The 19,846-nt window shown below is 71.0% G+C and carries 19 protein-coding genes and 3 tRNA genes; 16 read left to right on the top strand and 6 right to left on the bottom strand.

All coding sequences use genetic code 11. The features are described from left to right. Nucleotides 1–335: 335 nt before the first annotated feature. The 4 genes from ACQPY4_RS18250 to ACQPY4_RS18265 all read left to right on the top strand — a co-directional run bounded on the left by ACQPY4_RS18250 (nucleotide 336) and on the right by ACQPY4_RS18265 (nucleotide 3,302). Nucleotides 336–1,166: a PDZ domain-containing protein gene (locus tag ACQPY4_RS18250; protein WP_433337865.1), complete on the top strand. Its 831-nt coding sequence runs from the start codon at nucleotides 336–338 to the stop codon at nucleotides 1,164–1,166. 236 nt (nucleotides 1,167–1,402) lie between these two features. Then, entirely contained in the window at nucleotides 1,403–1,687 is a 285-nt protein-coding gene (locus tag ACQPY4_RS18255) for a PDZ domain-containing protein (RefSeq protein ID WP_433337867.1), read from the top strand. Between the two features lie 126 nt (nucleotides 1,688–1,813). Then, nucleotides 1,814–2,212, top strand: a complete 399-nt coding sequence (locus ACQPY4_RS18260; protein ID WP_433337869.1) for a hypothetical protein — start codon at nucleotides 1,814–1,816, stop codon at nucleotides 2,210–2,212. 154 nt (nucleotides 2,213–2,366) lie between these two features. Beyond that, the gene (locus ACQPY4_RS18265) at nucleotides 2,367–3,302 is read left to right on the top strand and encodes a hypothetical protein (protein WP_433337871.1); all 936 of its coding nucleotides are present in this window, start codon (nucleotides 2,367–2,369) and stop codon (nucleotides 3,300–3,302) included. Nucleotides 3,303–3,674: 372 nt separating this feature from the next. Here the strand turns inward: ACQPY4_RS18265 and ACQPY4_RS18270 are convergent, their stop codons facing one another. The 4 genes from ACQPY4_RS18270 to ACQPY4_RS18285 all read right to left on the bottom strand — a co-directional run bounded on the left by ACQPY4_RS18270 (nucleotide 3,675) and on the right by ACQPY4_RS18285 (nucleotide 5,232). Next, nucleotides 3,675–4,559 carry a lipase family protein gene (locus ACQPY4_RS18270; RefSeq protein ID WP_433337873.1) on the bottom strand — a complete coding sequence of 295 codons (885 nt, stop codon included), beginning with the start codon at nucleotides 4,557–4,559 and terminating at the stop codon, nucleotides 3,675–3,677. A 419-nt stretch (nucleotides 4,560–4,978) separates the two neighbouring features. Continuing rightward, nucleotides 4,979–5,053, bottom strand: a tRNA-Val gene (locus ACQPY4_RS18275). Nucleotides 5,054–5,061: 8 nt separating this feature from the next. Next, nucleotides 5,062–5,132 (bottom strand) — tRNA-Cys (locus ACQPY4_RS18280). Nucleotides 5,133–5,160: 28 nt separating this feature from the next. Continuing rightward, nucleotides 5,161–5,232 (bottom strand) — tRNA-Gly (locus tag ACQPY4_RS18285). A gap of 2 nt (nucleotides 5,233–5,234) precedes the next feature. Here ACQPY4_RS18285 and ACQPY4_RS18290 point away from each other — a divergent pair. The 10 genes from ACQPY4_RS18290 to ACQPY4_RS18335 all read left to right on the top strand — a co-directional run bounded on the left by ACQPY4_RS18290 (nucleotide 5,235) and on the right by ACQPY4_RS18335 (nucleotide 16,094). Beyond that, on the top strand, nucleotides 5,235–5,282 hold the full coding sequence (locus tag ACQPY4_RS18290) for a hypothetical protein (RefSeq protein WP_433338950.1): 48 nt from the start codon (nucleotides 5,235–5,237) through the stop codon (nucleotides 5,280–5,282). Nucleotides 5,283–5,354: 72 nt separating this feature from the next. Beyond that, nucleotides 5,355–6,050 (top strand): ArsR/SmtB family transcription factor, encoded by a 696-nt coding sequence (locus tag ACQPY4_RS18295; RefSeq protein ID WP_433337875.1) that lies wholly within the window; start codon nucleotides 5,355–5,357, stop codon nucleotides 6,048–6,050. Beyond that, a complete protein-coding gene (locus ACQPY4_RS18300) occupies nucleotides 6,047–7,069 on the top strand; it encodes a chorismate-binding protein (protein WP_433337877.1) in 1,023 nt (340 codons plus the stop codon). Before ACQPY4_RS18295 ends, ACQPY4_RS18300 begins: the two co-directional genes overlap by 4 nt. Further along, nucleotides 7,017–7,856, top strand: a complete 840-nt coding sequence (locus ACQPY4_RS18305; RefSeq protein WP_433337879.1) for an aminotransferase class IV — start codon at nucleotides 7,017–7,019, stop codon at nucleotides 7,854–7,856. The genes ACQPY4_RS18300 and ACQPY4_RS18305 overlap by 53 nt, the downstream gene beginning before the upstream one ends. A gap of 79 nt (nucleotides 7,857–7,935) precedes the next feature. Further along, the gene (locus ACQPY4_RS18310) at nucleotides 7,936–9,342 is read left to right on the top strand and encodes an extracellular solute-binding protein (RefSeq protein WP_433337881.1); all 1,407 of its coding nucleotides are present in this window, start codon (nucleotides 7,936–7,938) and stop codon (nucleotides 9,340–9,342) included. Further along, nucleotides 9,314–10,234 (top strand): carbohydrate ABC transporter permease, encoded by a 921-nt coding sequence (locus ACQPY4_RS18315; protein WP_433337883.1) that lies wholly within the window; start codon nucleotides 9,314–9,316, stop codon nucleotides 10,232–10,234. The genes ACQPY4_RS18310 and ACQPY4_RS18315 overlap by 29 nt, the downstream gene beginning before the upstream one ends. A gap of 94 nt (nucleotides 10,235–10,328) precedes the next feature. Then, entirely contained in the window at nucleotides 10,329–11,153 is an 825-nt protein-coding gene (locus ACQPY4_RS18320; protein WP_433337885.1) for a carbohydrate ABC transporter permease, read from the top strand. Then, nucleotides 11,153–12,244: an ABC transporter ATP-binding protein gene (locus tag ACQPY4_RS18325; RefSeq protein WP_433337887.1), complete on the top strand. Its 1,092-nt coding sequence runs from the start codon at nucleotides 11,153–11,155 to the stop codon at nucleotides 12,242–12,244. The genes ACQPY4_RS18320 and ACQPY4_RS18325 overlap by 1 nt, the downstream gene beginning before the upstream one ends. After that, entirely contained in the window at nucleotides 12,244–13,461 is a 1,218-nt protein-coding gene (locus ACQPY4_RS18330; RefSeq protein WP_433337889.1) for a CehA/McbA family metallohydrolase, read from the top strand. Before ACQPY4_RS18325 ends, ACQPY4_RS18330 begins: the two co-directional genes overlap by 1 nt. Further along, a complete protein-coding gene (locus ACQPY4_RS18335) occupies nucleotides 13,452–16,094 on the top strand; it encodes a glycoside hydrolase family 38 C-terminal domain-containing protein (protein WP_433337891.1) in 2,643 nt (880 codons plus the stop codon). Before ACQPY4_RS18330 ends, ACQPY4_RS18335 begins: the two co-directional genes overlap by 10 nt. 97 nt (nucleotides 16,095–16,191) lie before the next feature. Here ACQPY4_RS18335 and ppgK read toward each other — a convergent pair whose 3' ends face one another. Next, a complete protein-coding gene (ppgK, locus tag ACQPY4_RS18340) occupies nucleotides 16,192–16,959 on the bottom strand; it encodes a polyphosphate--glucose phosphotransferase (protein WP_433337893.1) in 768 nt (255 codons plus the stop codon). Between the two features lie 107 nt (nucleotides 16,960–17,066). Here ppgK and sthA point away from each other — a divergent pair, with 107 nt between their 5' ends. Continuing rightward, a complete protein-coding gene (sthA, locus tag ACQPY4_RS18345; protein ID WP_433337895.1) occupies nucleotides 17,067–18,476 on the top strand; it encodes a Si-specific NAD(P)(+) transhydrogenase in 1,410 nt (469 codons plus the stop codon). Between the two features lie 113 nt (nucleotides 18,477–18,589). Here sthA and ACQPY4_RS18350 read toward each other — a convergent pair whose 3' ends face one another. Continuing rightward, nucleotides 18,590–19,009, bottom strand: coding sequence for an SsgA family sporulation/cell division regulator (locus tag ACQPY4_RS18350; protein WP_433337897.1), 420 nt, complete (start codon nucleotides 19,007–19,009; stop codon nucleotides 18,590–18,592). Between the two features lie 321 nt (nucleotides 19,010–19,330). On the opposite strand from ACQPY4_RS18350, the gene ACQPY4_RS18355 reads away from it, so the two are divergent. Next, nucleotides 19,331–19,753 (top strand): PGPGW domain-containing protein, encoded by a 423-nt coding sequence (locus ACQPY4_RS18355; protein ID WP_433337899.1) that lies wholly within the window; start codon nucleotides 19,331–19,333, stop codon nucleotides 19,751–19,753. Nucleotides 19,754–19,846: the final 93 nt, after the last annotated feature.

Genomic DNA, 19,846 nt, shown 5'->3' on the forward strand with positions numbered 1-19,846 from the left:
CAGAAGGAGTGGCTGACGTGTGTTTTGTCGCCATGTGAAAAACATGTGATCACGGTTGCGCGGTGGTCCACCGCCGCGCGCCGGGTCTCGTTTTGTCTCGGCGGCAGGCTCCGGCAACCGGCCGGAGGCGGGGCCTATCGGGGTCTTGGTGCACGGCCTGGTCGGTGCTCGCGTAGAGGCGCCCCGTCGCTGGTGGCGGGCTTTCGCCGAGGGTGGGGGCGCGTTTGCCTCACTGGTGGGTTTGGGGCGATCTGGGCCCGGGGAGGACGCCCTCCGCACAGAAGTTACTATCTGCAACCAATAGTGACTTAGAGTTAATTATCTGGAGAGAGAGTATGACCTCCACCGGCAAGAACACCGCGCCCACACCACTGTCCAGGCCGCACCGCAGGATCGGCCGCGCCATCGGCCTGAGCGGCGGCGCCGCCCTGCTGGCCGTCGCCGCGCTGGCGCCCATGACCCACGCCGCCACCGCCGCGTCGGCCGGTGCGCGAACGGCCCCGCGGATCGGCGCGCAGGCGGGGACGGCCGTCGGGACCGTCGCGGTGGCGCGGCGGGATCTGGCCGAGCAGTACCAGATCCCGGTGCTGGAGCCGGGAGGGTCGGCGGGCCGGGTGGCCTTCCCACCCGACGGCAAGTGGTGGGACGGCACCACCGCCACCATCACCGCGCCCAAGCACACCAGGATCGTCGATGTGAACTTCCGGTGCGTCCCCAACGCGTGCCCGGTCACCATCGCCCCCGACGGCCGCTCGGCCACCGTCCAGCAGTACGGCGGCACCTTCTGGCAGCGCTACGACATCGACCTCAAGGCCGACAAGGGCGCCCCCGAGGGCCGCTTCCACGGCCGTGTCTCGGCCGCCCAGGGCGCCCAGAAGGTCACCGTCGACATCCGCCGCCAGACCCAGGGCCGCATCGCCGCCAAGTACCACCAGACCTTCGGCCGCGGGCTGAAGGTGCTGTCGGTGGAGCCCGGCTCCAGCACCGCCGCCTCCGGGCTGAAGAAGGACGACATGATCGTCGAAGCCGACGGCACCACCGTCAAGTACAAAAAGGATCTGCTCGCGGCGCTGAAAGGCAAGAAGCCCGGCACCGAGGTTCCCGTCACCGTCATTCGCGACGGCGACAAGAAGACCCTGAAGGTCAACCTCGACCGTCCCGCCTGACCGAGCCCTTTTGAACCGACCGCCCCGACCCGGGGTGTCAGGACCGTTCGGCGGTGCTCGCTGAGGGGAGCGGGCCGCCGCCGACCGGCGCGGCGACCGAACACCGGTCTCGCGCATCGCGCCGTGCGACCACGCATCGCGCGATCAAGCGCCGCGCGCTACCGCACGGCGCAGGCGATCCCCGCTACGTGCCCGGCCCCGGCGGCCGGGCGCCGCAACCGAAAGGAAGCAACGCCATGACCACCATGAAGGCTCCGTCCAGCCAGGGCCGACTGGCCGCCAAGTTCCACAACGACTGGGGGCACGGCCCCCGCGTGGTATCGGTCGAGAAGGGCAGCCAGACCGCCAAGTCCGGCCTGATGCCCGACGACATCATCACCAAGGTCGACGGCAAGCCCACCGACACCAAGTCCAAGATGGACGCCGCCCTGTCGGGCAAGCGCGCAGGCAACCCGGTCTCGGTCGTGGTCCAGCGCAACGGTAAGAACACCGCCTTCAACGTCACCCTCGACCCCGCCTGACCAGCAACCTGCCAGGCACCCGACGGTAGCCGCGCACCCGACCGTCATCCGGTCTGCGGTCATCCCGCCTTGTTCCGGTGCGTTCCGGTGCGCGGCCCGCCGTCGGTCAACCAGAAAGGTTCACCGATGTTCGCTCTGCCCTCAAAGTTCCTGGCGGCGGTCGGGTTGCTGGCGGTCACTGTCGCCCCGGCCCTCACCACCGCCCTGCTCGCCGATCCTGCTTCGGCGGGGGCCGTGGCCGCCGCCCCGGCCACCTGTCCGCAAGACCACTTCTGCCTGTTCAGTGGGCCCCGCCAGAGCGGCGAGATCCTCTACCGCGGTGAGCGCTTCGACGGCCAGAACGAGGATTTCGATCCGCCGATCCATCCCCGCTCCTATCAGTTCCGCTTCGCCAACCACCGCCTGGCCGTCTGCGCCTACTACCTCACCCACAGCGGCGGCCAGGACCAGTACCTCCAGCGCGGCGAGGGCGAACTGTCCGGGGACGCCGTGGTGGCCGCCGGACCGGTCTGCGTCGACAGTTGACCCGCCCGACACCTCCTCCCGAACGCGGAGGCCCGCCCGTCCAGCGCCGGTCCCTGCGTTCGCCCACGTCCGAACCGCGCCCTTCACCTGCAGACACACGGGCGCCCATCGCCATCGAGCCACAATCCACCCACGCACAGTTAGCAGCGAAGATATGTCTACACGCCACACCAGCCAGCCCGCCGCCCAGCCCGCCACCGAGTCCGCGGCTCAGCGAGCCGCCCGGCCCCGCCGCGTGGTGCTGTACTACCAAAGCCACTTCGGCGACGATGACGAGCCGATCTCGCCGCTGCCGCTGATCGAGTACGGCACCGGCCTGACCTGCCTGATCCTGGCCGCCAACCACCTGCACGCCGATGGCCCGGTCACCGTCAACGACACCAAGGCCGACGACCCGCAGCTGGACTGGATGTGGCGGGACCTGCGCACCCTGCAAGACCACCGCGTGCTGGTGCTGGGCATGACCGGAGGCGCCGCCGTCGGCTCCTACGCCCTGCTGGAGCAGGACTTCGACACGCACTACCCCAAACTGCGCGACTTCCTGACCGAACGCGGGCTGGACGGCATCGACCTGGACCTGGAAGAGCCCATGGCGCTGCCCGCCATGCAGAAGCTGATCACCGCGCTGCGCGCCGACTTCGGCGACGACTTCGTCATCACCATGGCCCCGGTCTCCTTCGAACTGGGCGGCGGCCCAGGCATCGCCAAGTTCGACTACCGGACGCTGTGCGCCGACCTCGGCGACCAGATCGCCTGGTTCAACGCCCAGTTCTACAACAACTGGGGCGACCTGGCCGACGTCCGCTGGTACGACGCCATCCTGGAAGCCGGCATCGTCACCCCCGACAAACTCGTCGCCGGCACCCTGACCCACCCCGACAACGGCCCCGCCGGCCACGTCCCCATCGACCAACTCACCACCAACCTCCAAACCCTGACCACCAAACACCCCGACTTCGGCGGCGTCATGGGCTGGGAGTACTACAACTCCCTACCCGGCGACACCACCGCGCCCTGGCAATGGGCCCAACGCGTCTCCAACGCCATCACCACAGCCCCATCCGCCACCCAGCCCGCCAGCGGCACCTGAACCCCGGAGAGTTCCTCGAAGCGGTGGAGCTTCCGAGTTCGAAGATGAGGTCATCCCGTTCCTCCGCGTCATTGACGTTGTTGGTGTCGGGCGGGGCCGGCCCCGCCGATGACGGTGTGTCGATCAGTGGGGCCGGTGGCCTACGGATCCGAAGGCGACATCCTGCGATCGTGGTCTCGGCTTGTTGGATCGCACGCTGGACGCGCCGCAACCGCTCCATTTCGATCAGCTGCGCGGTGAGCTGTGGATAGGACAGGCGTCTTCGTTTGGTGACCGGGCAACTGTAGGCGGCTCGGGTGCGCGTGGCCCGCAGGTGGGCGCGCGGCGCTCGGTCATCACGAGGTAGTCCTCGGTTGGTCGCGATGCTGGTGGTCAGGGGCAGTTGGCCTGGAGGGCGGCGATGTAGTTGCCGATGCCGTGGTCGCGGACCCCTTGGGTGCCGGAGGTCAGCAGGTCGGTCAGCTGTGCGGGAGTGTTGCCGGCGGCGCTGGCGAGACCACCGCCGAGGCCTCCGAGGCCGTTGGTGAAGGTTTTGGTGGCGTTGCCGAGCGGGCCGCCGGTGGTGGGGCGGGTGTCGTGGATGTGGCCGTCGGCGTCGATGTAGCGTTCGGCGGCGACGTGGGCGTAGAGGGGTTCGGGTGGCAGTTGGGCCACGATGTCGTGGTTGTTGACGAAGCGGAACACCCGTCCCTGCAGGGCCTTGTCATAAGCGGCGGCCAGTAGGTGGTCGCAGGTGCGGGGCTGGCCGAAGGTGTAGACCCCGTCGGGCAGTTGGGAGGGCTCCTCGAAGTGCAGGCGGGCGGCGGCCAGCATGGCCAGGGCGCCGCCCAGGCTGTGGCCGGTGAACCACAGCGACTGGTCGCGATCGCGCAGGGTGTCGATGCTCTGGTGCAGCTGGGGCCACACCTCGGCCAGGGCTTGGTGAAAGCCCAGGTGCACCAGCCCCTTGGAGCCGGTGTAGGGGGTCAGCAGGGCGCCGCCGTCGCTGAGCCAGTCACGGATCTGGGTCGCCTCGGTGCCGCGGAAGGCCACGATGACCATCTGGTCGCTGGCAGCGACGTAGGCCTGGGTGTCGGCCAGCGGAAACGGCGGTGCGAACGGCACGCTGAACACCTGCACCCGGTCAAACCCCCACTCGCCGGCGCGCTGGCGGACGGTGTCGGGATCCTTGTAAGCCAGGTCCGAGGCCTCGGCCAGGCAACGGGCGTGCGGCAGCCCATAGCCGGTCACGGTGTGGTCGAACGTCAACGTGCTCATACATTCCCCCGAATAGTCGCTCTCTGTAATCGACTAACTACCCACCGCTGGACAGGGTGACGCATGCGGGGCCCTCACGACGCGGGCGCGCGCCCTCACTCAGGCCGGCGAAGGCCGGTAGCCGTGGCCGGCTGTGTTGCTGTGCGGCCTCGGTGGAGCAAGGACACGCCGGTGACGATGTGCCGGGACGAGGTGCGGGCCGAACCGGTCGGCCAGAACAGGATGACGACGAGCTACGGCATCGGCTGCTGGTCGTGCCAGCTGATCTCCAAGTAGGTATCACTTAGCGTGACCGGAAGCCGGGAGGGTGGAAGACGCGCGGTAGTGCTCGGGAGGGGATGATCTCCCGGATTTCTCCCATGGAGATGGGAAAGCCCCGGCCCCGGAGTGTGGGGCAGGGGCTTGACCTGCGTGAACTGTGGTGGGCGATACTGGGATTGAACCAGTGACTTCTACCGTGTCAAGGTAGCGCTCTCCCACTGAGCTAATCGCCCGTGCTTTGAGGTGGAGACGGGATTTGAACCCGTGTACACGGCTTTGCAGGCCGTTGCCTCGCCTCTCGGCCACTCCACCAGAGGGAGGCCTCTGCAAGGCCCCTCAGAGCGGAAGACGGGATTTGAACCCGCGACCCTCACCTTGGCAAGGTGATGCTCTACCCCTGAGCCACTTCCGCTTGTGCTGCTCGGGGCCGTTGGCCCCTTGCGGCGACGAAGGAAACATTAGCGTGTTCGCGCGCCAAGCCCAAACCGGTTTCCTTCGCCGGGCGTCGAAGTGTCGCGGACGTAGGCTCTGAGCATGGGTTATGACCACGACATCGCGCCCGTGGCGGCGTTGCTGGCGGACCGGGCGCGGGGGGCGATGCTGATGGCGTTGCTGGACGGGCGGCCGCTGGCGGCGGGGGAGCTGGCGAAGGTGGCGGGGGTGGGGGCGCCGACGGCGAGCGCGCATTTGGCGCGCTTGCTGGACGGCGGGCTGGTGACGGTCGTGCGGCAGGGGCGGCATCGGTATTACCGGCTGGGGAGCGCCGAGGTGGCCGGGGTGATCGAGGCGCTGGGACGGATCAGCCCGCCGGTGGAGGTGCGGAGCCTGCGGCAGTCGCGGGAGGCGCGGCTTCTGGGCGCGGCGCGGAGCTGTTACGACCATCTGGCGGGACGCGCCGGGGTCGAGCTGTTCGCGGCGATGGCGGACGGGGGCCTCATCGAGGCCGACGGCGCAGCGGTCACCGCGAAGGGCGAGGAGCGGCTCGAGGAGCTCGGGATCGTGATGAGTGAGCTGCGCGGGCGGCGGAGGCTCGTGGGCCAGTGCCTCGACTGGACGGAGCGGCGCCCGCATCTGAGCGGGGCGGTCGGGGCGGCGCTGCTGGCGCGGATGCTGGCGCTGGGGTGGCTTGAACGGGGACGGGCGCGCAGGGCGCTGGTGGTGACCGAGGCGGGGCTCCGGGGGCTGTCCGATTCGTTCGGGTGCGTGCCGCGGTCCACACTGGAGGCATGAGGGAAGCGTTCGCGCACGTCGGCGGGGTGCTGGCCACCGGTCTCGCCGAGGTGACCAGCGACCCCGCGGCGCTGGATTCGCGGGGCTGGTGGGCCGTCGTGGTCACCTACGAGGGCAAGGTGACCTGTGCCCGGTTCGAGGACGTCCGGCGGGCGCCGCACCCGGTGGAGCCGTGGGTCCCGCCGGGGGAGTGGACGACGTCGCTGGACGAGGCCGCGTATGTGGCGGGGGTCGAGCGGATCCGGGCCGAGATCGGTGAGGGGGTCGTCTACCAGGCGAATCTCTGCCGGATCCTGGAGGCGCCGTCGCGTGGTGACATCGCGGGTCTTGGGGCCCGGCTGGTGAAGGGGAACCCGGCGCCGTACGCGATGACGCTGCGGGTGCCGGGCATGGAGATCGCGTGTGCCTCGCCCGAGTTGTATTTGGCACGGTCCGGTGACCGGGTGGAGTCGCGGCCGATCAAGGGGACGGCGCGCACGGAGGACGAGCTGCTCCCCAAGGACGAGGCCGAGAACGTGATGATCGTCGATCTCGTCCGGAACGATCTGGGGCGTGTCGCGGCGGTCGGGTCGGTCGAGGTGCCGGGATTGTGCCTGGTCGAGCGGCATCCGGGGCTGGTGCACCTGGTGTCGACGGTCCGGGCGCGGCTGCGGGCGGGGGAGGGGTGGCCGGGCCTGCTCGCGGCGACGTTCCCGCCGGGCTCGGTGACGGGTGCGCCGAAGTCCAGCGCCTTGACCTTGCTGAATGAGCTCGAACCCGTCCCCCGGGGCCCGTACTGTGGGGCCATCGGCTGGGTGGACGCGGACTCCCGTCGAGGAGCGCTCGCGGTCGGCATCCGGACCTTCTGGGCCGAGGACGGCCTGTTGCGGTTCGGCACCGGCGCCGGGATCACCTGGGGGTCCGACCCACACCGGGAATGGCGTGAGACCGAGCTGAAGGCGGCTCGGCTATTGGAGGTGGCGTCCGGTGACGGCGGGGCAGGGCAAGGTTTGGGTCAACGGGGAGCTCCTGGACCCTGAGAACGCGAAGGTGTCGGTCTTCGACCACGGCATGCTGGTCGGCGACGGCATTTTCGAGACGGTCAAGGCGACCAACGGCGAGCCGTTCGCGCTCACCCGGCACCTGCGGCGGCTGGCCCGCTCGGCGGCGGGGCTCGGGCTGCCGGAGCCCGACCAGGACGCGCTCGCCCACGGGACGCTCGAGGTGCTCGCGGCGGCGCCGAAGTGGCCGCTGGCACGGATCAGGATCACCTACACCAGCGGCGTCGGCCCGCTCGGGTCGGACCGGGGGAACCAGGGAGCGACGGCGACGATCATCGCCGCCGAGCAGAAGCCGTTCCCCGCGACGGGGGCGGTGACGGTGGTGCCGTGGCCGCGCAACGAGCGCGGTGCGCTGACGGGCCTCAAGACCACCTCCTACGCCGACAACGCGCTGGCCCTGGCCTACGCCAAGGAGCGCGGCGGCGGCGAGGCGATCTTCGGCAACCTCGCGGGGAACCTCTGCGAGGGCACCGGGAGCAACATCTTCGTGGTCAAGGGCGGGCGGTTGATCACTCCGCCGCTGTCGTCCGGCTGCCTGGCGGGCGTCACCCGCGCGCTGGTGCTGGAGTGGGCCGGGGGCGAGGAGGAGGACCTCCCGCTGGAGGACCTCTACCGGGCGGACGAGGCGTTCCTGACCTCCACGACGCGCGACGTCCAGCCGATCGCGACGGTCGACGGGAAGGCGCTCGCGACGGCGCCGGGGCCGGTCACGTCCAAGGCCATGGAGGTCTTCGCGGCCCGGGGCCGGGAGCTGCTGGACCCCTGAGGGATCTCTGCCCGCCGAGGGTCTTTACGTAATCGATCTTATCGGTCACGTTATGTGGTGACGCATCTAGGAGGTCACCATGGACTTCTCCAGGGCATGTGCGGCGGTCGCGCTCGTGGTGGCGGGCGCGGCCCTCGGCGGGTGCGGTGGCGGCGGCTCCTCCGACGATCCCGAGCGCGGCTCGGACGCCAAGAGCTTCAGCCTGGTCATCAGCCGCAACGCCATCCAGGGCGGCAAGAACACCGGCGAGGCCGAGTGGATCACCAGGACCGTGATCCCGAGGTTCGTCGCGGCGCAGAAGGCCAAGGGCGTGACGGCCAAGGTGACCTTCCGCGGCTACGGCGTGGACGACGAGCCCTACAAGACCAAGATCGCGCTGGACTTCAAGGCGAGGTCGGGAGCCGACGTCCTCGACATCGACGGCATCTGGGTGGGCGAGTTCGCCCAGGCCGGGTACATCAGGCCGCTCGCCACCGTGGCCGGGCCGAAGGCCGACACCTGGGACGGCTGGGCGCAGATCCCCAAGGCCGTCCAGCAGCTGGCGACGTTCGAGGGCAAGCGCTATGCCGTCCCGCCCGCGACCGACGGGCGCCTGCTGTTCTTCAACCGCAAGCTGTTCGCGCAGGCGGGGCTGCCCGCCGACTGGCAGCCCAAGAGCTGGGACGACCTGCTGGCCGCCGGGCGCGCGCTGAAGAAGGTCCCGGGTGTGACGCCCATCCAGCTCAATGCGGGCACCGCGATGGGCGAGGCGACCAGCATGCAGGGCATCCTCCCGCTGCTGGCCGGCGCGGGCGCCGAGATCTACTCCGGCGGCAAGTGGACGGGCGGCGGCGCCGCCCTCAAGCGGGTCCTGGGCCTCTACTCCACGATCTACGGCAAGGAGGGCCTGGGCGACCCCAAGCTCCAGCAGGAGGCGCAGGGCCGCGACAAGTCGTTCAGCGAGTTCGCCAAGGGCAAGATCGGCATCCTGGCGGAGGGCGATTACTTCTGGCGCGACGTCATCAACCCCAAGACCGGGGTGGCGAAGATGCCAGACCGCGACCGGACGGTCGGGTACGCGCTGATCCCGGCGGTGTCGCCCGGCAAGGGCGTCCGGGCGCAGTCGCACGTGAGCATGTCGGGCGGCAGCGTCACGGTGCTCAACCCCAACACCAAGTACCCGCAGCAGGCGCTCGAACTGCTGACCTTCATGAACTCGGCCGAGATGCAGAAGGCGCGGACGGCGGGCACCCCGGAGATCACCTCCAGGACCGACGTCAACGCCGAGATCCTCAAGGGCGACCCGTTCCTGTCGTTCGTCGCGCAGCGCGTCCTGCCGATCACCTCGTACCGGCCGGGACTGGCGGTGTATCCGCAGGTGTCCACGGCGTTGCAGGAGGCGACCGCGAGCGTGGTGTCCGGCAAGAGCCCGGACGAGGCCGCCAGGGCATACGGGAAGAAGCTGGAGGGGATCGTCGGTGGCGCCGGCAACGTCTCCACCGGCTGAGCTGACCGGCCACGAGGGGGACGCCGCCGGGCTCGGACGGCGCCGGGCCGCCGCGTTCGTCGCGCCGGCCCTGGTGCTGATCGCGGTCTTCCTGGTGTTCCCGGCGCTGTGGACGCTGTACCTCGGCGTCACCGACTACCGCCTGACCGGCGTCGCGGCCAGCGACCCGAAGTTCGTCGGCACCGAGAACTACACCGGGGTGCTGGGCGACGGGGAGTTCCACCGGTCGCTGTGGCTGACGCTCCAGTTCGTCCTCGGGTCGGCGATCATCGGGCAGACCGTGCTCGGGTTCGCGGTGGCCTGGGTGATGCGCGACCGGACGGGCCCGCTCCGGCGGCTGGTGGAGGGCCTGGTCCTGCTGGCGTGGATCCTGCCGGGCTCGGTGATCGCGTTCCTGTGGATCGCGCTGCTCGATCGCGACGGCGGCACGCTGAACGCCCTGCTGGGCACCCCGGGGACGGCCTGGTTGCTCGACCATCCGATGCTCTGCATCGTGGTGTTCAACATCTGGCGCGGCACCGCGTTCTCGATGATGCTGTACGGCGCCGCGCTGGGGAACGTCCCGCCCTCGCATCTGGAGACGGCCCGGCTGGCCGGTGCGTCCACCTGGCAGACGCTGCGGGACGCGGTGTTCCCGCGCATCCGCGGGCACGTGCTGACCAGCCTCCTGCTGGTCAGCCTCTGGACGTTCAACGACTTCACCCCGTTCCTGATCACGGCGGGCGGCCCGGACGGCCGCTCGGAGATCATGTCCGTCTACGTTTATAAGACCGCCCTGGAAGACGGCCGCCTCGGCTTCGGCGCCGCCATCTCCCTGGTGATGATCCTCATCAACCTGGTGATCGCCCTGGTCTACCTCCGAGCCCTCCGCAACCGAGAGCCCACCCCATGACCCCGCCCACCCCACGCGGTGTCCACGCTTCGCGCGGCGTCCGTGCTTCGCGCGACGCCCATACTCCGCGGGCTCACCGCGCCACGGAGGTGGCGTGGTGAGCCCGCGGGACTTTTTGCGGCGGGTCGGGCTGACGACGTTCGTCTCGCTCGTGCTGGGCTTCTTCTCGCTTCCGCTGCTGTGGCTGGCGTTCGCGCCCTTCGACGCCGAGCCGGAGATCGGGGTGTCGCTGCCGGAGTTCACGCTGGAGAACTTCCGGGTGCTGATGGACAACCCCTACGCGATGGCGTCGTTGCGCAATTCGGTGCTGCTGGCCGTGGGGACGGCCGCGCTGGTCGTGACGTGCGCGGCGCTGGCCGCGTACGCGCTGAGCCGGGTGCGGGTGCCCGGGCGCGACGTGCTCCTGTACGTCCTGCTGCTGCTCTCGTCGATCATCACCGGGACGGCCGCGATGGTCCCGATCTTCCTGCTGGCCTTCAACCTGCGGCTGATCGACTCGCATCTGGGCGTGATCCTGGTGCTGACCGGGGGCCTGCTGCCGACGGCGATCTTCATCCTCAAGGACTTCACCGACGCGACACCGACGTCGTACGAGGAGGCGGCCCGGGTCTTCGGCGCCACGCCGCTCCAGACGCTGCGCCACGTGGTCGTGCCGGTGATCAGGCCCGGGCTGGCGACCGTCACGGTCTGGACGGTGGCGCAGGTGTGGGGCGACTTCCTGATGCCGTTCCTGCTGTTGCGCGATCCGGACAAGGCCCCCGCCTCGGTGATCATGTACACGTTCTACACCGAGGGCGGCCAGCCCGACCTGGCCCTGATCTCGACGTTCTCGCTGCTCTACTCGCTGCCGGTCGTGGCCATGTACCTGCTGGTCAGCCGCAGGTACGGGTTCCGTTTCCACGGAGGGATCAAGCGCTGATGGCGGCCATCACCCTGCGCGGGCTCACCAAGGACTACCCCGGCGGCGTCCGGGCCCTGGACGCCCTCGACCTGTCCATCGCCGACGGCGAGTTCTTCGCGCTGCTGGGCCCGTCGGGGTGCGGCAAGACGACGCTGCTGCGCACGGTGGCCGGGCTGGAGAACGCGTCGAAGGGAACGATCCAGATCGGGCCGGACGACGTGTCGCGCCTCCCCCCGGGCCGCCGCGACGTCGGCATGGTCTTCCAGGACTACGCGCTGTTCCCGCACATGACGGTGGCCGACAACATCGCCTACCCGCTGCGCATCAAGAAGGTCGACCGCGCCGCGCGGCTCAAGGCCGCCGCGGGCGTGGCGGCCGCGCTGGGCCTGGACGGCCTGCTGGCCCGCCGTCCGGCCGAGCTGTCGGGCGGGCAGCAGCAACGGGTGGCGCTGGCGCGCGCCATGGCGGCGCGTCCCCGGGTGTTCCTGCTGGACGAGCCCTTGTCGAACCTGGACGCCCGCCTGCGCCTGGAGGCCCGGACGTTTCTCAAGAAACTCCAGCGAGAGCTGGGGGTGACGACCGTCTTCGTCACGCACGACCAGGCTGAGGCCCTCGCCATGGCCGACCGGATGGCCGTCATGCAGGACGGGCGGATCCGGCAGATCGGCACCCCGGCCGAGGTGTTCCGCCGTCCGGCCAGCGTCTTCGTCGCGTCGTTCATCGGCTCGACCCCGATGAACCTGGTCCCCGGGGAGGTGCGCGGGGACGTCCTCGTGGCCGCGGGGACGGTGCTGCCCGTCCCGGAGGAAGCGCGCGGCGTCCTCGCCGACGGGCAGGAGGTCGTATACGGGGTCAGGCCGGAATACCTCGACTTCTCCGAGACCCCGCTGGACGGCGCGTTCTCCGGGCGTGTCGCCGTCGTGGAGAACCTCGGCAGCGCCTCGCTGGTCACGCTGGAGGTCGAGGGCGTTCTCCTGCATGTCGTCGTGGGGGAGGGGGAGGAACCGCGTCCGGGTCGGTCAGGATGGATCTTGCCCCGTCCTGGACGGGCCCTTGTGTACCGCGACGGCGAGCTGGTGAACGGCGGAGATGTGACGGTGACGGTCTGATGAGCATCGAACTGGGGACGACGACCGTCCACCGGGGCCGGTGGACGATGGAGGACAGGGTGGAGCGCCGCCTGCGCGAGCTGCCCGTGGAAGTGCCCGCCGGGACGGCCGCGCTGACCGTGCGGCTCTCTTTCGAGGGCGGTGTGATCGACCTGGGCTGCGGCGGCCCCGGTGGCTTCCGGGGCTGGTCGGGCGGGGCCCGGGACGAGTACACGATCAGCGCGCGCTGGTCGACGCCCGGCTACCTGCCCGGCGAGCTCGAACCCGGGGAGTGGCACGTCTGGCTCGGGCTGCACCGCATACCGCCCGACGGCACGCCCTACGAGGTGACCGCGACGACGCTGGGCGCGGCGCCCGCCGAGCCCACGCTCCCGGCGCCGCCGCCCGCGCCCGAGCTCCCGCCCGCCCGCGACCTGCCCGCGCCCCCGGGGATGCGATGGCTGGCCGGCGACCTGCACTCGCACACCCTGCACAGCGACGGGACGCTCACGGTGCCCGAGCTGGCCTGTCTGGCGGCGTCCCGGGGGCTGGACTTCCTGGCCGTCACCGACCACAACACCGTCAGCCACCACATCGAGCTGCCCGCCGCCTCCGCCCACGCGGGGGTCATCCTGATCCCCGGCCAGGAGGTCACCACCGACCTGGGCCACGCCAACGTGTTCGGCGACACCGGGTGGGTCGACTTCCGCCGTCCCGCCGCCGACTGGGCCGCGCACGCCGCCGCGCACGGCGGGGTCATCTCGATCAACCATCCGCTGAGCGGCGACTGCGCCTGGCGCCAGCCGATGCCCGAGGCCGACCGGCCGCGCTTCGCCGAGATCTGGCACTCGTCCTGGTGGGACCGGCGCTGGGGCGCGCCGCTGTCGTGGGCGAGCCTGTGGCGGCCTGACGTCGTCCCGATCGGGGGCAGCGACTACCACGACCCGTCCCAGCACAAGCTGCTCGGGGAACCGACCACCTGGGTGCTGGCCGAGGACGGCGACGTGCTGGGCGGCATCGCGGCGGGCCGCACGTCGATCTCCCCGGGACGCGACGCGCCGGTGCTGCTGCGCGTGGAGGACGAGCTGATCGCGATCGACGCCGACGGGACGACGCTGGTCCGCCCGGACGGCCGCCGCGACGTGGTGCGCGGCGACCGGGCGAGCTGGAAGGCCCTCGATCCCGGCATGCACCACCTGGAGTCCCACGAGAACGAGGTGATCGCCCTATGCGGATGACCGAGCCCGCGGCGCCGATCGTGGTGGTGCCGCACACCCACTGGGACCGGGAGTGGTACCTGCCGTTCCAGCGGTTCCGCCTGCGGCTGGTCGCGCTGCTCGACACCGTGATCGAGCGGATGGAGCAGGACCCGCGCTGGCGGTTCACGCTGGACGGCCAGATGGCGGCGGTCGACGACTACCTGGAGGTGCGGCCCGAGCGGCGCGAGCGGCTCGCCGCGCTGGTGCGCGAGGGCCGCCTGGCGGTCGGCCCCTGGCAGATCCTGCACGACGAGTTCCTGTGCTCGGGCGAGAACATCGTCCGCAACCTCGAACTCGGCCTGCGCCGGGCCGAGGAGTTCGGCGCCGCGATGCGGGTCGGCTACCTGCCCGACCAGTTCGGGCACTGCGCGCAGACCCCGCAGATCCTCCGCCTGTTCGGCATCGCGCACGCGTGCGTGTGGCGGGGCGTCCCCGGGTCGGTGCGGACGTCGGCGTTCGCGTGGGAGTCGCCGGACGGCTCGGCGGTCCGCACCCGGTACCTCCCCGAGGGCGGTTACGGCAACGCCGCCGGGCTCTTCGAGGACGTGGCGCTCCTGCCCGCCCGCGCCGCCGGGTTCACCGAGCGGATGCGGGCCTGGAGCCCGGACGGCGGCCCGCTGCTGGCCATGTACGGCGCCGACCACACCGCGCCCGCCGCCGACCTGGCCGACCGGATGGCGGCGGCCGGGGCGCCGATGCGGCTCGACACGCTCGCCGGGTTCTTCGCGGGCGAGGACGAGGGCACCGAAGGCCTCCCGCGCGTGCGCGGAGAGCTGCGCTCGCACGCCCGCGCCAACATCCTCCCCGGCGTGCTCTCCGCGCGCGTCCACCTGAAGCAGGCGATGGGACGGGCCGAGCGGACCGTCGAGCGCTACGCCGAGCCGCTGGCCGCGCTCTGGCCTCCCGCGACGCCCGTCGGCCGGTTCCTCGACATGGCCTGGCGGCGGCTGATCGAGGTCAGCTGCCACGACTCGGTCACCGGCTGCGGCAGCGACGAGACCGCCGAGCAGGTCGCGGCCCGCATGGCCGAGGCCGAGCAGCTCGGACGGGCCGTCTGCGACCTGGTCACCGCCGATCTGGCGGCGTTCGTCCCGGCGGACGGCCACCTGGTCTTCAACCCCACGCCGAGGCGGCGCGCCGGGCTGGTGTTCCTGGACGTCCCCGCCGAGGGGACGCTGCGTACGGGGGAGGGGCGCCCGGTCGCGACACAGACGCTGGAGGAGGCCCCCACCGTGCTGGACGACGGCGTCCACCCGGCCCGCGACCTGCCCGTCGTGCTGGAGCGGGTCTACGGGCGCGTCCTGTTCGGCCAGGAGGTCACCGGCTGGTCGGTCGAGCCCGAGGCGCGCGTCCTGACCTTCCACGTCGCGCACCGCTCGGACACGCCGTTCGACATCGCCCAGGTGCGCGAGGCGCTCGGCGAGCCGGAGGGGGAGTGGCGGGTGCGCATCCTGGCCGCGCCGCGCCGGACGGTCGCCGCCCTGGTCGAGGCGCCACCGCTCGGGCTCACCACCGTGGCTCCGTCCGGCCGGTACGGGGCGGTCGCGCCCGACGGCGTCCGTCCCGTCGCGGTGTGGGACGGCCGGATCCTCGACAACGGCCTGCTGCGCGTCGAGATCGGCGCCGACGGCACGCTCGCGCTGGCCACCCCCGAGGGCGCCAGGGCCGAGGGCGTCGGACGGCTGGTGGACGGCGGCGACCTGGGCGACTCCTACAACTTCGCCCCGCCCGCCGACGACCGGATCGTCGAGTCCCCGCACTCCGTGCGCGTCGAGCCGGTGTGGGACGGACGTCTCGTGGCCGCGCTCGACGTCGTCCGGGCCTACCGCTGGCCCGCGTCCGGCGGTGACGGCGCCCGGTCGCGCGAGGAGGAGGACGTCACCGTCACCACCCGGGTGGAACTGCGCGCGGGCGAGCCGTTCGTCCGGCTGCGCGTGATCTTCGACAACCGCTGCGAGGACCACCGGCTCCGCCTGCACCTTCCGCTGCCGCGCGAGGCGCGCTCGTCGTTCGCCGAGGGGCAGTTCGCGATCGTCGAGCGCGGCCTGACCTCCGAGGGCGGCTTCGGCGAGCGGCCCGTGCCGACCTTCCCCGCCTCGGGGTTCGTCGCGGCGGGCGGGCTGGCGGCGCTGCTGGAGCACGTCACCGAGTACGAGGTCGTCGCGGGCGAGCTCGCGCTGACCCTGCTGCGCTCGATCGGCTACCTGTCGCGCGACCGCAACGCCTACCGCGACCAGCCCGCGGGGCCGCAGCTGCCCACGCCCGGCGCCCAGTGCCGGGGCGAGCGCCGCGTGAGCCTGGCGGTCATGCCGTACGGCGGCGACCGGCCGGGCGAGGACGTCCTGGTGGCGGCGGAGGAGTTCCGGCACGACTTCTTCACGGCGGCGGGCTACGGACCCTCCGACGGGCCCGAGCGGCTCGACCGGACGGGTGTCGAGGTCACGGGCGCGGGCGTGGTGCTGACGTCCCTGCGCGAGCGCGACGGCGGCATCGAGGCGCGGCTGGTCGCCCTGCGCGACGAGCCCACGACCGCCGTCATCTCCGGCGAGGCCCTGGACGAGCCGATCACGCTACCGATGCGCCCCTGGGAGATAGCGACCGTCCGTCTGTGATCAGCAGGCGGTCTGCCGCGTGCGTGCCGGGCGGTTTGCCGCGTTCGCGCTCCGGGGCGGTCAGCCGGTCTGCCGCGTGCGTGCCGCCCTGGGGTGATCAGGCGGGCCGTCGGGTGCGCGCCACCGGGGCGGCGTCGGCGGCCGCCATCGCCGCCCCCACGATCCCGGCGGTGTTCTGGAGCGTCGCGGGTACGATCTCGGCCCGGACGCCCTCGATCAGCGGCAGGAACTTGTCGGCCTTGCGGCTCACCCCGCCGCCCACCACGATCAGCGACGGCAAGATCAGCTTCTCCAGATGGGCCAGGTAGGTGCTCACGCGGTGCGCCCACTTCTCCCAGCTGAGGTCGTGCTCCTCGCGGGCCCGGGCCGACGCGCGCTCCTCGGCGTCCTTGCCGTGGATCTCCAGATGGCCGAACTCGGTGTTGGGGACGAGCGTCCCGCCGGTGAACAGGGCGCTGCCGATGCCGGTGCCGAGCGTCAGCAGGACCACGGTCCCGGTGGCGCCGCGTCCCGCGCCGAACCTCATCTCGGCCATCCCGGCGGCGTCGGCGTCGTTCAGGAGCGTGACCGGGTGACCGACGGCGTCGGCGAACAGGCTCCGGGCGTCGAGGCCGACCCATTTCTTGGACACGTTGGCGGCCGACAGGGTCGTCCCGTCGATCACCACCCCGGGGAACGTGACCCCGACGGGCCCCGTCCAGTCGAAGTGCTTGACGATCTGAGCCAGGACCTCGGCGACCGGGCCGGGCTCGGCGGAATGCGGCGTGTCGATCCGCAGACGATCTTCGGCGAACTCACCCCTGGTCAGGTCGACCGGGGCGCCCTTGATGCCCGAACCGCCGATGTCGATGCCCAGCATGCGCATAACCGTCCCCCTACCCGAGTCCGAGCCTGAGAAGCATAAGCGGGTGCCGGGGAACGATTTCGCGGAGGGGGCTTATGGGATCGGACACACCCGGCCAGACTGGGCGGGTGAACGACTTCGATCTCCTCGTGCTCGGATCGGGCCCCGGCGGGCAGCGCGCGGCCATCGCCGCCGCCAAGCTCGGCCGGAAGGTCGCGATCGTCGACCGGCGCAGCATGATGGGGGGCGTCTGCATCAATACCGGGACGATCCCCTCCAAAACCCTGCGCGAGGCGGTGCTCTACCTCACCGGGCTCAACCAGCGCGAGCTGTACGGGCAGAGCTACCGGGTCAAGGAGGACATCACGGTCGCCGACCTCGGGATGCGGACCCAGCACGTCATCGGCCGCGAGGTCGACGTGATCCGCAGCCAGCTGGCCCGCAACCGCGTCACCGTGCTGCCCGGCATCGGCCGGTTCCTGGAGCCCAACACCGTCGGGATCGCCACGCCGGGCGAGCCCGAGCGCGAGCACAAGGTCACCGCCGAGAAGGTCGTGATCGCCACCGGGACCCGTCCGGCCCGTCCCGACACCGTCGCCTTCGACGACCGGACGATCATCGACTCCGACGGCATCATCAACATGGAGCGCATCCCCGAGACCATGGTCGTCGTCGGCGCCGGGGTGATCGGCATCGAGTACGCCTCGATGTTCGCCGCGCTCGGCACCAAGGTCACCGTCGTCGAGCGGCGCGAGCGGATGCTCGACTTCTGCGATCTGGAGATCGTCGAGGCGCTCAAGTACCACCTGCGCGACCTCGCGGTCACCTTCCGGTTCCGCGAGACCGTCGCCTCGGTCGAGCGGATGGAACGCGGCGCCATCACCGTCCTGGAGAGCGGCAAGCGCATCCCCGCCGACACCGTGATGTACTCGGCGGGACGCCACGGGATGACCGCCGACCTGGGCCTGGAGGCCGCGGGCCTGTCCGCCGACCACCGGGGCCGGATCAAGGTCGACGAGCACTACCGCACCACGGCGGGCCACATCTACGCCGTCGGCGACGTGATCGGCTTCCCCTCGTTGGCCGCCACGTCCATGGAGCAGGGACGCCTCGCCGCCCACCACGCCTGCGGGGAGCCCGTCCAGGAGATCCACGAGCTCCAGCCGATCGGGATCTACACGATCCCCGAGATCAGCTTCGTGGGACGGACCGAGGACGAGCTCACCGAGTCCAAGGTGCCCTTCGAGGTCGGCGTGTCCCGCTACCGCGAGCTGGCGCGGGGCCAGATCATCGGCGACTCCTACGGGATGCTCAAGCTCCTGGTGTCGCCCGAGGACCGGCGGCTGCTCGGCGTCCATGTCTTCGGCACCGGCGCCACCGAGCTGGTGCACATCGGCCAGACCGTCATGGGCTGCGGCGGAACGGTGGACTACCTGGTCAACGCCGTCTTCAACTATCCGACGCTGGCCGAGTCGTACAAGGTGGCCGCGCTGGACGCCATGAACAAGATGCGCCACATCGCGCGGCTCAGCGAGTGACCCCGTCCGGACGGCGAGGGGCCCGTCCGGTCACGCGGCGGACCTGGTCGACGCCGCGGGCCCTGGCCGGGCGGGGAGGTCGCCTCGCACGGCTCAGGGAGCGAACTACCGGGTCAGGACGGCCAGAGCAGGTTCTCCAGCTCGGCGTCGATGTCGATGAACTCGGTCTCCTGGCCCGCCGGCACCGCCTGGTAGGTGCGGTGCAGGAAGTCGGCCAGCGGCGAGAGCGGGACCTCGAACAGGGCGTTGCCGAACGGCGACGACAGCCCGATGTTGAGCGTCCCGTCGTCCTCGGGGCCCGCGGGCCACACCTCCACGTCCCCGTCGCCGACCCGCCGGACGATCCCGACGGTGAGCAGCTCGCGGGCGAAGATCCACTCCACCGGCTCGTCGTCGCCGACGTAGAACGCCATCCTGATGGCGTAAGGGTCGTCGGCCGCGTACTCCAGCCCGGCCAGGAGCGGGACGGTGGTGCGGTCAGGGACGACGAGACGAAGGCCCAGCTCGGCTGAGACCGTGGTACTGCTGTTCATGGGCCATTCCTTCACACGTCGTTCCCGCTTACACGCGGGTGCACTGGTGGGGTTCACTCCCTCTCACGGATGTCCCCGAGATCTATGACGCGTAACTGACGGAAGTTGTGGGAACATTCCGCTCGCGGGTCTCTATGTGATCTATCTCACCTCTCTGAAAGTAGCCCCTGACCTGGGCAAAGTGGATCTTTCGCCCATTCGGGCGGAGTGTTGTCCGGGCGCGAAGCCCCTACATGTGTGACGATCCACGGGGGCCTTCTGTTTGCAGGAATGCGGCCCAGGCTCATCAAATCCCACCGGACCGTGGCATAGGCTTGGAACGTGGCGATCAACCATGAACAGGACTCCGCGGAGGAGCCGGGCCCCTTCGCCCGCTTCCGCGAGGTCATCCGGCGCAACCGGCTGCTGAACACCACCTGGCGGATCGGCGTGTTCACCGTCGGCGCCACCGTGCTGGTCGGCGGCCTGATCATGATGATCGCCCCCGGCCCCGGCATCCTCGGCATCATCATCGGCCTGGCCATCCTCGCCACCGAGTTCGCCTGGGCCCAGACCGCCCTCGCCCGCGCCAGGCAGGCCGCCGAGAAGGCCAAGGAGAAGGCCCTCGACCCCCGTACCAAGCGCCGCAACACGATCCTCGCCGTCGTTGGCGGGCTCCTGGCGGGTGCCGCGCTGGTGGCCTACCTCAGGCTCTACGGCTTCGATCTCCCCTGGAACGTCGAGGACCGCACCCCCTGGAACTAACGGGCAGTATCGGTGGGCCTGAGGGGAAAACTGAGGATGCCGTCCGTCCGGATTCGGCCGTGGTTTGGCGCGAACGCCCTCCGAGGCCGCGCG

Source organism: Spirillospora sp. CA-294931 (assembly GCF_050946795.1).
Taxonomy (GTDB): domain Bacteria; phylum Actinomycetota; class Actinomycetes; order Streptosporangiales; family Streptosporangiaceae; genus Spirillospora.